This is a genomic window from Mycobacterium sp. UM_Kg27 (assembly GCF_000972905.1).
Classification (GTDB): domain Bacteria; phylum Actinomycetota; class Actinomycetes; order Mycobacteriales; family Mycobacteriaceae; genus Mycobacterium.
In genome coordinates, this window is sequence record NZ_JRMM01000125.1 from 1 (window position 1) to 12,801 (window position 12,801).

The 12,801-nt window shown below is 68.7% G+C and carries 12 protein-coding genes and 2 pseudogenes; all 14 read right to left on the bottom strand.

Annotated features, from left to right (window positions below; all coding sequences use genetic code 11):
- Positions 1–22 precede the first annotated feature (22 nt).
- Positions 23–1,846 (bottom strand): annotated as a pseudogene (clpC1, locus tag LI94_RS16995) (ATP-dependent protease ATP-binding subunit ClpC); the annotation flags it as partial.
- Between the two features lie 250 nt (positions 1,847–2,096).
- On the bottom strand, positions 2,097–2,432 hold the full coding sequence (lsr2, locus tag LI94_RS17000; RefSeq protein WP_024442366.1) for a histone-like nucleoid-structuring protein Lsr2: 336 nt from the start codon (positions 2,430–2,432) through the stop codon (positions 2,097–2,099).
- 115 nt (positions 2,433–2,547) lie between these two features.
- The gene (lysS, locus tag LI94_RS17005; protein ID WP_046301919.1) at positions 2,548–4,071 is read right to left on the bottom strand and encodes a lysine--tRNA ligase; all 1,524 of its coding nucleotides are present in this window, start codon (positions 4,069–4,071) and stop codon (positions 2,548–2,550) included.
- 52 nt (positions 4,072–4,123) lie between these two features.
- A complete protein-coding gene (locus LI94_RS17010; protein ID WP_024442364.1) occupies positions 4,124–4,936 on the bottom strand; it encodes a type III pantothenate kinase in 813 nt (270 codons plus the stop codon).
- Between the two features lie 2 nt (positions 4,937–4,938).
- Complete coding sequence (gene panD / locus LI94_RS17015; RefSeq protein ID WP_046301920.1) at positions 4,939–5,355, bottom strand: aspartate 1-decarboxylase; 417 nt, start codon at positions 5,353–5,355, stop codon at positions 4,939–4,941.
- Positions 5,355–6,320 carry a pantoate--beta-alanine ligase gene (panC, locus tag LI94_RS17020; protein ID WP_046301921.1) on the bottom strand — a complete coding sequence of 322 codons (966 nt, stop codon included), beginning with the start codon at positions 6,318–6,320 and terminating at the stop codon, positions 5,355–5,357. Before panC ends, panD begins: the two co-directional genes overlap by 1 nt.
- Positions 6,317–7,219 (bottom strand): DUF2520 domain-containing protein, encoded by a 903-nt coding sequence (locus tag LI94_RS17025; protein WP_046301922.1) that lies wholly within the window; start codon positions 7,217–7,219, stop codon positions 6,317–6,319. The genes panC and LI94_RS17025 overlap by 4 nt, the downstream gene beginning before the upstream one ends.
- 128 nt (positions 7,220–7,347) lie before the next feature.
- Positions 7,348–8,646 (bottom strand): DUF6779 domain-containing protein, encoded by a 1,299-nt coding sequence (locus tag LI94_RS17030; RefSeq protein WP_239651257.1) that lies wholly within the window; start codon positions 8,644–8,646, stop codon positions 7,348–7,350.
- Between the two features lie 192 nt (positions 8,647–8,838).
- Positions 8,839–9,324: a DUF3180 domain-containing protein gene (locus LI94_RS17035; protein WP_024442359.1), complete on the bottom strand. Its 486-nt coding sequence runs from the start codon at positions 9,322–9,324 to the stop codon at positions 8,839–8,841.
- Positions 9,324–9,842: a 2-amino-4-hydroxy-6-hydroxymethyldihydropteridine diphosphokinase gene (gene folK / locus LI94_RS17040; RefSeq protein ID WP_024442358.1), complete on the bottom strand. Its 519-nt coding sequence runs from the start codon at positions 9,840–9,842 to the stop codon at positions 9,324–9,326. The genes LI94_RS17035 and folK overlap by 1 nt, the downstream gene beginning before the upstream one ends.
- On the bottom strand, positions 9,839–10,228 hold the full coding sequence (folB, locus tag LI94_RS17045; protein ID WP_024442357.1) for a dihydroneopterin aldolase: 390 nt from the start codon (positions 10,226–10,228) through the stop codon (positions 9,839–9,841). The genes folK and folB overlap by 4 nt, the downstream gene beginning before the upstream one ends.
- A complete protein-coding gene (gene folP, locus LI94_RS17050; RefSeq protein WP_024442356.1) occupies positions 10,221–11,057 on the bottom strand; it encodes a dihydropteroate synthase in 837 nt (278 codons plus the stop codon). Before folP ends, folB begins: the two co-directional genes overlap by 8 nt.
- A complete protein-coding gene (gene folE, locus LI94_RS17055) occupies positions 11,054–11,632 on the bottom strand; it encodes a GTP cyclohydrolase I FolE (protein WP_036457797.1) in 579 nt (192 codons plus the stop codon). The genes folP and folE overlap by 4 nt, the downstream gene beginning before the upstream one ends.
- Before the next feature lie 16 nt (positions 11,633–11,648).
- A pseudogene (locus LI94_RS17060) lies at positions 11,649–12,801 on the bottom strand (cell division protein FtsH); the annotation flags it as partial.

Genomic DNA, 12,801 nt, shown 5'->3' on the forward strand with positions numbered 1-12,801 from the left:
GTCAGATGTGTATAAGAGACAGACCGCCCTCTTCGTAGCCGACATAGCCCGGAGGGGCACCGAAGAGCCGCGAAGCGGTGAATCGATCGTGGAACTCACCCATGTCGATCTGGATGAGCGCGTCGTCGTCCCCGAACAGGAACTCGGCCAGCGCCTTGGACAGCTCGGTCTTACCGACACCCGACGGGCCGGCGAAGATGAACGAGCCCGACGGCCGCTTGGGGTCCTTCAGCCCGGCGCGGGTACGCCGGATCGCCCTCGAGACCGCCTTGACGGCGTCCCCCTGGCCGATGATCCGCTTGTGCAGCTCGTCTTCCATCCGCAGCAGGCGAGTGGTCTCGGCCTCGGTGAGCTTGAACACCGGGATACCGGTCCAGTTGCCCAGCACCTCGGCGATCTGCTCATCGTCGACCTCGGCCACCACGTCCAGATCCCCGGAGCGCCACTGCTTTTCCCGCTCGGCGCGCTGCGCGACGAGCTGCTTCTCCCGGTCGCGCAGGCTGGCCGCCTTCTCGAAGTCCTGCGCGTCGATCGCGGACTCCTTCTCGCGGCGTGCGTCGGCGATCTTCTCGTCGAACTCACGCAGGTCCGGCGGCGCGGTCATCCGGCGGATTCGCATCCGGGCGCCGGCCTCGTCGATCAGGTCGATCGCCTTGTCCGGCAGGAACCGGTCGTTGATGTAGCGGTCGGCCAGGGTGGCCGCCGCCACGATCGCCGAGTCGCTGATCGAGACCCGGTGGTGGGCCTCGTAGCGGTCCCGCAGACCCTTGAGGATCTCTATGGTGTGCTCGACGGTGGGTTCACCGACCTGCACCGGCTGGAACCGGCGCTCCAGGGCGGCGTCCTTCTCGATGTACTTGCGGTACTCGTCGAGAGTCGTGGCGCCGATGGTCTGCAGTTCACCGCGAGCCAGCTTCGGCTTGAGGATCGAGGCCGCGTCGATCGCGCCCTCGGCCGCTCCGGCACCCACCAGGGTGTGCAACTCGTCGATGAACAGGATGATGTCGCCGCGGGTGTTGATCTCTTTGAGCACCTTCTTCAGGCGCTCCTCGAAGTCACCGCGGTAACGGCTGCCGGCCACCAGCGACCCCAGATCCAGGGTGTAGAGCTGCTTGTCCTTCAGCGTCTCGGGGACCTCGCCGGCCACGATGGCCTGCGCCAGACCCTCGACCACAGCGGTCTTGCCGACTCCGGGCTCACCGATCAGCACCGGGTTGTTCTTGGTGCGCCGGCTCAACACCTGCATGACCCGCTCGATTTCCTTCTCGCGGCCGATGACGGGGTCGAGCTTGCCCTCCATGGCGGCCGCCGTCAGGTTGCGACCGAACTGGTCGAGCACCAGCGAGGTGGACGGGGAACCGGACTCGCCGCCCCGTCCCCCGGTACCGGCCTCCGCGGTCTCCTTGCCCTGGTAGCCACTCAGCAGCTGAATCACCTGCTGGCGAACCCGGGTCAGGTCAGCACCCAGCTTCACCAGAACCTGGGCGGCGACGCCCTCACCCTCGCGGATCAGGCCGAGCAGAATGTGCTCGGTGCCGATGTAGTTGTGGCCGAGCTGCAGCGCCTCACGCAGGCTCAGCTCGAGCACCTTCTTGGCACGCGGGGTGAACGGGATGTGCCCGGACGGCGCCTGCTGGCCCTGGCCGATGATCTCCTCGACCTGGCTGCGCACCCCTTCCAAAGAGATGCCCAGGGACTCCAGCGACTTGGCGGCTACACCTTCGCCCTCGTGGATCAGGCCCAGCAGGATGTGCTCGGTCCCGATGTAGTTGTGGTTGAGCATCCGGGCCTCTTCTTGAGCCAGGACGACGACCCTGCGGGCGCGGTCGGTAAATCTCTCGAACATCGGTGGCTACCTGCTCTCCCTCGCGATCGGCACTTGATCGGCCTCGGCTCGGCCGGCGTGCCTGCTGTCCACTCTAGTGGGCGGCGCAGCGCGCTGTGACCTGCCTTGCAGTGCGTACTGAATCGACCATCCGATGGCCCGTCCCGAAAGACCTGGCACCGGATGCAAGGGACCAACGTCTGGACCCACCGAATGTGTTCCGACGGGCGCTAGGTTCGCCAGCAGCGAAACCTAGCTGGTTCCAGTAGGCCTAGGTGGCGGCGTGAAACGCGTCGATGATGTCGGCCGGGATGCGCCCGCGGGTCGACACATTGTGTCCGTTACGGCGGGCCCATTCGCGGATGGCGGCGCTCTGTTCGCGGTCAATGGTTCCACGGCGACCGCCACCGGAGCGGCCACGCCGGCGCCCTCCGACCCGACGACCCGCGTCAGCCCACTTCTTCAGTTCGGCACGAAGTTTTGTAGCATTCTTGCTCGAAAGGTCGATCTCGTAGGTCACCCCGTCCAGGCCGAATTCGACCGTTTCGTCGGCGGCACCCTCACCATCGAAATCATCGATCAAGGTGACGGTCACTTTTTTCGCCATTGGTACCCCTTGGTTAGCTTTCGTGCGCGCAATCGGTGCGCCAGCCGTATTCGACCTCGCCGACTAATCTGCCATAAAAATACGCCTGCTTCAACACAACAGGCTACGGCGCAGTTCAGTTGCCTTGACGGCGAACAATCGGAAACAAAACGGTGTCTCTAATTGATAGACCCGTCAAAACCATCAACAGGCGGTCGATACCCATTCCGGTACCTGTGCAGGGCGGCATCGCATGTTCCATCGCCGCCAGGAAGTCCTCGTCGAGCGCCATCGCCTCGTCATCACCCGCAGCTGCCGCACGGGCCTGTTCGGCGAAGCGGTCGCGCTGCACCACCGGGTCGATGAGCTCGGAATATCCGGTAGCAAGTTCGACGCCGCGCATATAGAGATCCCACTTCTCGGTGACACCTTCGATGCTGCGGTGCTGGCGGGTCAGCGGCGTCGTCTCGACGGGGAAATCCCGAACAAATGTCGGGGCGTTCAGATCCTGACCGACAGCATGTTCCCAGAGTTCTTCGACGAGTTTGCCGTGACCGTAACCGCGGTCTTTGGGAATCTCCACGCCGAGTCGATCCGCGATAGCCCACAGGTCGGCCACCGAGGTCGCGGGGGTGATCTCTTCGGCGAGCGCGGCCGACAGCGACGGATACATTTCCACCGTCGCCCATTCGCCGTCAATGTCATAGATGCTGCCATCAGGCAGCGGCAGTTGCCGGGTTCCGATCACCTCATCGGCGACCTCTTGAATAATCTCGCGGGTAGCCACTGCCGAGTCGTCATAGGTGCCGTAGGCCTGGTAGGTCTCCAGCATCGAAAACTCCGGCGAATGCGTGGAATCGGCGCCTTCATTCCGGAAGACCCGATTCAGTTCGAAGACCCGGTCGAACCCGCCGACCACGCACCGTTTCAGGAACAGTTCTGGTGCGATTCTCAGGAAAAGGTCCGCGTCAAGGGCGTTCGAATGGGTTACGAAAGGACGGGCGGCCGCTCCACCGGCCAACGTCTGCAGCATCGGCGTTTCGACCTCGAGAAACCCGCGACGCTCAAGCGCGTTTCGCACGGCGCGAATGACCGCAATGCGCTGGCGGGCCACCGTACGCGCCTCCGGCCGCACGATCAGGTCGACGTAGCGCTGTCGAACGCGCGACTCCTCGCTCATCTCCTTGTGGGCTACCGGCAGCGGACGCAATGACTTGGAGGCCATCTGCCAGGAATCGGCCAACACCGACAACTCGCCGCGGCGGGAGCTGATCACCTCGCCGCGCACGTAGACGATGTCACCGAGGTCGACATCGGCCTTCCACGCCTCAAGCTCCTGCTCCCCGACACTGGCGAGGCTGATCATCACCTGAAGCTGGGTGCCGTCGCCCTCCTGCAGGGTGGCGAAGCACAATTTGCCCGAGTTGCGAGCGAACACCACCCGCCCCGCGACGCCGACGACGTCACCGGTGGCGGTGTCGGCAACCAGGTCGGGGTAAGCGGCCCGGATCTGGGCGAGCGAGTGGGTGCGGTCCACCGCCACGGGGTAGGGGTCGCGGCCTTCGGCCAGCAACCGAGCCCGCTTGTCGCGGCGGATCCGGAACTGCTCAGGGAGGTCGGATTCGTCCTGCGTGGCGGGGGAAACGTCGGCGGAGCTCACGACCCGCCAGCTTAGAGGAACAGGGGCTACAGAACGAAAAGCCGGGCGGCGCTCAGCGCGCCGGGCGGAGCCTGCCCCGCTGACTGTCCCGGTTGCGCTCGAACACCAGCCGCAGCCCGTCCAGGGTGAGATTGGCGTCGTGATGGTCGACGGTCTGCAGATCGGCCAGCAACAGCGGTGCGGAGTGGCCGGTGGCCACCACGGTCACGTCATCGCCGGCGCCCGCCGCCTCCTCGCGAACCCGGCGAACCAGACCGTCGACCAGCCCGGCGAACCCGTAGACCGCGCCGGCCTGCATGCATTCGACGGTGTTCTTGCCGATCACCGAGCGGGGCCGGGTGAGCTCGACCCGGCGCAGGCCGGCGGAGCGGGCAGCGGCGGCGTCCGAGGAGATCTGGACGCCGGGCGCGATGGCACCGCCCAGGAACTCCCCCTTGGCCGATACCACGTCGACGCAGATCGACGAACCGAAGTCGACGACGATCGCCGCCGTCTTGAACTTGTGAAACGCGGCCAGCCCGTTGACGATCCGGTCAGCCCCCACTTCTTTGGGGTTGTCCACCAGCAGCGGAATCCCGGTGCGCACGCCGGGCTCGATCAACACGGCTGGCACCGACGGCCAGTACTGGTCGAGCATCAGCCGAACTTCGTGTAGTACCGACGGGACGGTGGACAGCGCGGCGGCACCGGTGAGTTGTTCGCCGTCGTCGCCGATGAGTCCATCCAGGGTCAGTGCCAGCTCGTCGGCGGTGATCTCCGCCTCGGTCCGAATCCGCCACTGCTGCACAACGTTTGCGTTGTCACCGGAACCGGAGATCAGGCCGATGACGGTGTGGGTGTTGCGGACGTCGATCGCCAGCAGCACGGTTAGTGCACGCTTCTGGGCGAGAGCAGATCCGAGACGTCATCGGGCACGAAGGCCGGGTCGTCACCGAGGTCCACCTGCTTGTTGTCGGCGTCGACGAACACGATCCGGGGCCGGTAGCGGCGCGCCTCGGCATCCTCCATGGTGCCGTAGGCGATCAGGATGACCAGGTCCCCGGGGTGCACCAGATGCGCTGCCGCACCGTTGATCCCGATGACACCACTGCCCCGCTCGCCGGTGATGGCGTAGGTGACCAGTCGGGCACCGTTGTCGATGTCGACGATTGTGACCTGCTCACCCTCGAGCAGGTCCGCGGCGTCCATCAGATCCGCATCGATGGTCACCGAGCCGACATAGTGCAGGTCAGCATGAGTGACCGTGGCACGGTGAATCTTCGACTTGAGCATCGTCCGAAACATCAATTCCTCCGGGTTGAGACGTGATATCCATCTGAACCGGCCTCCGAACCGGCTAAAGCCACCTCGGCGTCGGCGGGAGCTCCCAGCGTGATCGCCGCGTTGTCGAGCAGTCGGGTGGCGCCCACCCGGGCGGCGATCAACAGCCGGCCGGACCCGTCGGCGGGCGCCGGGCCGAGGTCGACGCCGCGAACCTCCAGATAGTCGACGTCGACGTCCCCCACCGCGGACAACACCGCGGCGGCGGCGTCCAGGGCGGCTTGGGCGCCGGCCGCAGCCGCGCGCTCACCGGCAGCCAGGGCGGCCGACAGGGCCGTCGCGGCTTCGCGCTGCGCGGGATCGAGGTAGCGGTTGCGCGACGACATCGCCAGACCGTCGGCTTCGCGCACGGTGGGAACGCCCACCACCGTCACGCCAAGGTTGAGGTCGGTGACCATCTGGCGCACCAGAACCAGCTGTTGATAGTCCTTCTCCCCCAAGAACACCCGGTCAGGGTTGACGATCGACAGCAATTTGGCGACCACGGTGAGCATGCCGGCGAAGTGCGTCGGGCGCGCGGCCCCTTCGAGTTCGGCGCCCAGCGGTCCCGGGTGCACGGCGGTGCGCGGACCGTTCGGGTACATGGCCGCGGCAGTCGGCGTGAAAACCAGGTCCACCCCGGCGGCGCGCAGCGCGGCCAGGTCGCTGTCCAGGGTGCGCGGGTAGGCGTCGAGGTCTTCTCCGGCACCGAACTGCAGCGGGTTGACGAAGATCGACACCGCGACCACTGAACCCGGCACCCGCTGCGCCGCGCGAACCAGCGACAAGTGACCTTCGTGCAGGGCGCCCATGGTGGGCACCAACATCACCCGGCGACCGGTCGACCGCAGCGCGCGGCTGACCCGGGCGATATCGTCAGGCCGCTCATAGACGTTGAACCCGCCGGCGGTGAAGGTGGGCTGCGGGCCCCGGCCAGTGTTCGAGCTCATCGGGCCAGCACCTCCAGCACATCGTCGGCGGCACCGGCGCGGTGCGCGGTGCGCAGTGCGTTGGTGCGATAGGCCTCGGCCAGGTCGGGGCTCACGGCGGCCAGTGCCCGCAGGTGCCGGTCCAAGGTGGCCGAGTCGCCGCGGGCCACCGGCCCGGTCAGCGCGGCCCGGCCGTCCCGCAGGGTGTTGGCCAGCGCGGCGCGCACCAGCGGTCCGAGCACCCGCTCGGCGATGCCGTCGGGGTCGTCGGCCACGGTCGAGCCGAGCCGTCTCGGCAATGCCGCGCGCAACGCCGCCAGGGCATCGTCGATCACGGTGACCACGTGGTTTCCGCCGTGGCAGAGCGCGGCATGGTAGAGGGTGCGGGCGGATTCCTCGACCCGGAACGGCTCAGCGCCGATCTCAAGGGTCAGTGCCTCGGCAATGGCGAAGCCGATCTCGTCGGCAGCGGTGATACCGAAACAGCTCTCCGACAACCGGTCGATGTCCTCATCCGAGCCGGTGAAGGTCATCGCGGGATGGATGGCCAGCGGCAGGCACCCCTGCTCGCCCAGCGGCGCAAGCACGCTGACCCCGATGGCCCCGGAGGTGTGCACCACGATGGTGCCGGCGCGCACCGCGCCCGTGGCAGCCAGACCGGACACGATGCCGGCCAGCTCGGTGTCGGGGACGGCGAGCAGCAGCAGTTCCGCGTCCGCGGCGACATCGGGTGCCGGCAGGATCAGGCTGTCGGGCAGCCGGCGCTGGGCGCGCTGCCGCGACTCCTCGGAGATCGCACTGCACGCCACCACGACATGCTCGGCGCGCTCGAGCGCAACACCGAGTGCGGTGCCGACGCGGCCGGCCGAGATGACGCCGACCTTGAGCCGGGCGGGCCGCAGTCCGTCGAACTGCGCCATGCAGACGACCTCACAGGTTCTCTTGATTTTCGTTCCAGTCCCGCGTTGCGGGTACCGGACGGTCGCCGGTGAGTCTATCCCGATCGGCCCCGGCGCTGCGAGTGACGTTGGTCGCAGTTGAGCCCGGATCAGTCCTCGCGGCGGCGCCGCCGACGGCCTTCGGTCGGGGCGGGCTGCAGTCGGGCCAGCAGTTCAGCCACCGACTGACCGCCGGTGCTGGGGCCGTCGCCGCTCCCGTCGGCGCCGGCGGAATGCCGGGCCGCGTCCGAACGGGCGTGGGCCGGCGCTGCCGGCTCCTGCGCCGCCGGTTCGGTGACTATCGGTGGGGCCGGGCTGATCGGCGTCGACTGGACCTGGTCGCCGGCCGGCTCCGCCGCGTGCCGAGAACGCGCCCGCCGGCGACCCCCTCCCTCGGGGCGTGCCTGTTCGGATCCGTTCACCGGACCTGCGGCCGATTCGGCCGGTCCGGAGTGGCGACCGTGGCGGCTCGGCGCTTCGGGGCCCGGCTCGGGGACGCCGTGCCGCCCGGCATCCGCCGGAACATCCGCGGACCAGTGGCTGCCCGGTGCGCCCGGCGGAAGCCATTCGCCCTCGGCGCCAACGGGTTTCCAGGACGGGCTCGGCGCCGCGGCCCAGGGAGGAGGCGGCGAAGCCGGTGGTGGCTGCGGCGGCTCCGGCTCGCGGCGCGGTTCGGGCGCGCTGAAGGGCTGCGGCGGCTGCGCCCAGCGAGCGGCCGCCGGTTGCGGCTGCGGGTTCTCCTCGGGGGCCCGCCGGGGCGGCTCGGCGCTGCGGCGATGCGAACCGCGACGGCCCTCGGCATGCGGCGCCTGCGGTGTCGGCGGCGCCTGGGGCGAGGGACTCCCGGCGGGCGGAATCCGCACTTCGGGAACGTCGATGATCGGGTTCTCCGCGGTCTGGGTGACCGAGTCTGGCGGGTAGCTCGTGGCGGTCGACGACGCGACCCGGGTGGCGCCGGTGTTGGGTTGCTCAGCAGAGCGCGCCCAGTCGCTGTAGGCCCGGACCGGGGTGCGCTCGGGCTCGAGGGCCGGGCGATGGTTCAGGTCGGCGTCGAAGAGGATCTCGAGGTTGGTGCGCAGGGCGGACAACTCGGCGCGCAATGCGGCGACCTCGTCGGCGGCCTGTGCCCGCAGTTCGGAGGCCAGTTCGCGGCGCAGCTGGGACTCCACCGTCAGCTCGTATTCGCGCCGTGCGGAAATCTCCCGATCCAGTTGGAGGTCGTAGACCAGCTTCAGGTCTCGGGCCCGAGCCTGGTCCACATCGCTTTGCCGCCGGTAGATCACCGAGACGAACGCCGCCGCGACCGCGGCCCACAGCGCGATGATGACGGCGAGTTTGAGCAGTTCCACCCGACTGGTGAACACCAGCGCCGAACTCGCGGCGATCGCGAGGATCAACAGCGCCGTCATCAATGTCCAACCCGGCCTGCGAACTCCACGCCGACCCGGGGCGCGGGACAGGACCGAATTCATCTGCGCCGCTCTCCCCCGCAAGCGGGAGGCGCACCCTCCTCGCCGCTATGTCCCGTACCGTTGCTGGCGCGCATTGCCCGACTGTACCTGTACGAGGTCAATCCGCGTGTCGCCCCGCTCCGGCGATTCTCACCCGGGTTGATTTCCGGTCAGCTCGGTGGGCTGGCCCGGATCGTGCGGCGACTTGCAGCGGTTCTGCAGCCACAGCGCGGCGATGAGCAGAGCCAGCGCACTGGCCGCGGCGACCACTGCGCCGCCGGTGTCTTGGGCCGCGACCTGCAGCGTGGGCCGGCGCGGCAGCAGATAGCCGAGCACACCCAGCCAGAAGCCCAGCACCAGCGCCCCCATCCAGGCCGACGCCTTGGCAACCACCACGGTGCGCGCCACCGCGAGCGGATGCAGCCGCCCGGCCCCGGCGCCGATCTGCCCGTCGTCGATCTTCGCCCCGACGTAGCGGCCCCAGGCCACCTCGGCGATCGCGACCGCCAGCAGCGATATCCCGGTCCACACGGTGATGGGCGGGAACCATCGGTACAGCAATGGGACCGCCAGATAGCTGATGAGGGCCACCGCGGCCGCCGCGGCTGCCACGTCACGTTTTCGAGTCGGGCCCATCAGAGCGTCAGCACCAAATCGGTCAGCGCCACTCCGGCACGCTCCGCCGGCTCCAGCTCGTCGAGCAGATCTGTCACCGCACGCGGCCGGCCGGCTACGGTCAGTCGCGCCTCCGGCTCGATCGATAGCCAGGGAACCAGTACGAACGCCCGCAGGTGGGCTCGGGGATGGGGCAGGGTCAGCCGGTCGTCGTCGGACAGCACCTCCGTCCCCTGCAGGTCGTGGCAGCTGATCACGTCGACGTCCAGGGTCCGCGGCCCCCAGCGCTGAGTGCGCACGCGTTCGGCGGCCTGCTCCAGTTCATGTGCTCGGCGCAGCCAGGCGTCGCCGTCGGCAGCGGGGTCGTCGACGATCAGCACGGCGTTGAGGAAGGGTCCCTGTTCGACTCCGCCCCACGCTTCGGTCTCGTACACCCCCGATACCGCGCGCACCCCGGGGCCCAGGCCATCGACTGCCGACTGCAGCAGGGCCAACCGGTCCCCCAGGTTGGATCCCACCGACAGAACCGCGCGACTCATGCCGGCACCACCTTGCCGCGCCGGTCGGTGCGCGAACGCCGCGCCACCACCGCGACGTCGGCGAAGGTGAGCGGGATCGGGGCGTGCGGCTTGTGCAGCGTCACCTCCACGGCCTGCACTCGCGCGTCGCCCATCACCTCCTCAGCGATCTCGGCGGCGACGGTCTCGATGAGATCGCGAGCCGGGCCCGCGACGATATCCGCGGCGCGCTGTGCGAGCTGTCCGTAGTCGTAGGTGTCGGCCAAGTCGTCGCTGGCCGCCGCGGCGGCGAGGTCCATCCAGACCGTGATGTCGACGACGAAGTCCTGGCCGTCGGCACGCTCGTGCGCGAAAACCCCATGGTTGCCGCGAACCTTCAAGCCGCGCAACTCGATCCGATCAGTCATCGCTTGCGCCTCCTTGACTCCAGGCTTCCAGGACTCGTAGCGCGTCGACCGAGGCCCGCACATCGTGCACCCGCACGCCCCAGGCGCCGTGCAGCGCGGACAACGCCGATATCACCGCGGTCGCCGTTTCGCGCTCGTCGGGCGACCGCGGCATGCCGTCCGCGCTCGCCAGCAGCGTACCGAGAAACCGCTTGCGTGACGCGCCGACCAGCACCGGCATGCCGAGGTCGACCAATTGCGGCAACGCATGCAGCAGGGCCCAATTGTGTTGCGCGGTCTTGGCGAAGCCCAGACCGGGATCGATGATCAACCGCGCTGGGTCCACACCGGCGGCTACCGCCGCGTCGACGGCGGTGAGCAGATCCCGGCGAACCTCGGCGGCGATGTCGCCGTAGCACGGCACCCGATGCGGATTGTCGGGATCGACCGGCCGCCAGTGCATCAGCACCCATCGGGCACCCGAAGAGGCCAGCAGCGGAGCCATGGCGGGGTCCGCCGCTCCGCCGGACACATCGTTGACGATCGTGGCACCGGCGTCCAGCGCGGCTTCAGCGACGGCGGCGTTCATCGTGTCAATGCTGACCGTAATACCTTGGTCGGCAAGTTCTTTCACCACTGGAATGACTCGCCGCGCTTCCGCCCGCGGGTCGCTGCGCACCGCGCCCGGCCGGGTCGATTCGCCCCCCACGTCGATGATCGCCGCACCCTGGCCCGCGAGCTCGCGACCGTGCTCAACGGCGCGATCGACGTTGAGGTAGCGCCCGCCGTCGGAGAACGAATCGGCGGTGACGTTGACCACCCCGACGACCAGCACGCGTGTCGGGCTCACTTGCGCCGAATGAGTTCCAGGGCCTCAGCGCGCGACGTGCTGTCGGTTTTGAACTGCCCGCGCACCGCCGACGTGGTGGTGATCGCGCCGGGCTTACGCACTCCGCGCATTGCCATGCAGAGATGCTCGGCCTCGACCACCACGATGACTCCGCGCGGATTGAGTTTGCGCATCAGGGCGTCGGCGACCTGCGCGGTCAACCGCTCCTGCACCTGCGGGCGCTTCGCATAGAGGTCGACCACCCGCGCCAGCTTGGACAGACCGGTGATCCGGCCGTCGTAGCCGGGGATGTAGCCGACGTGCGCGACACCGTGAAAGGCCACCAGGTGGTGCTCGCAGGTGGAGTAGAGCGGGATCTCTTTGACGATCACCAGCTCTTCGTGCTGCTCGTCGAAGGTGGTCTCCAGCACCGCGTCCGGGTCGGTGTAGAGCCCGGCGAACATCTCCTGATAGGCCCGTGCGACCCGCGCCGGGGTGTCGAGTAGACCCGCCCGGTCGGGGTCTTCGCCGACGGCGAGCAGCAGCTCGCGCACGGCGGCCTCGGCCCGCGCTTGATCGAAGATTGCCGACGTCATCGTCGACCCCGCTTTCTCAGTCACCCGACGGCTGCTCGGACCGGTTGTTCTCCGTGCCGTGACCACCGTCTGCCTCACCGGACGGTGCCGGCGGTGCCGGCGGCTGGCCCGCGCCGGGGTACGGCTGAGGCTGGTGCTGATAGGGCGGGTAGTGCTGGGCGGGCGGGTAACCACCCTGCGGCCAGTGCTGGGGCGGGTACCAGTAGCCGCCCTGTTGCGGGGGCTGCGCCTGCTGCTGCGAGGGCGGCCAACCGGGTGCGCGCCAGCCCGCCGGGGCGCCGTAGTCGGGCTGGGTGCCCGCCTCACCGCCGGCGGGTACACCGTTGCTGCCGTTGGGGCCGTTTTCACCCGCCCGGGCCGCCGCCTCCCGCGACGCCTGAGCGATGGCGGCCTTGAACGCCGGCTCCGGCTTCGGCTGCGGCCACGGCTCGCCCCGCTCGATGGCCAGTTCACCGGGGGTCTTGATCGGCGGCTTGTCGGATGGAACTCGCCCACCGAAGTCGTCGAACGCCGTCAGCCGGGGCCGCTTGGTCACGTCGCCGAAGATCTTCTCCAGGTCGGCGCGGTGCAGCGTCTCCTTCTCCAACAGCTCGCCGGCGAGCACGTCGAGGACGTCACGGTATGCGGACAGGATCTCCCAGGCCTCGGTGTGCGCGGCCTCGATCAGTTTGCGGACCTCGTCGTCGATGTCGCGGGCCACTTCGTGGGAGTAGTCGGCCTGGCTGCCCATCGCACGCCCGACGAAGGGGTCGCCGTGGTCGGTGCCGTAGCGAACCGCACCGAGCTTCGCACTCATGCCGTACTCGGTGACCATGGCGCGTGCCACCGCGGTGGCCTTCTCGATGTCGGAGACCGCACCGGTGGTCGGCTCACGGAACACCAGTTCCTCGGCGGCGCGCCCGCCCATGGCGAAGACCAGCTGGGCGATCATCTCCGAGCGAGTGCGCAGTCCCTTGTCTTCCTCGGGCACGGCCACCGCGTGCCCGCCGGTGCGGCCGCGAGCCAGGATCGTCACCTTGTAGACCGGGTCGATGTCGGGCATCGCCCAGGCCGCCAAGGTGTGTCCGCCCTCGTGGTAGGCGGTGATCTTCTTCTCGTGCTCGCTGATGATCCGGCTCTTACGGCGCGGACCGCCGATCACCCGGTCCACCGCCTGTCTCTTATACACA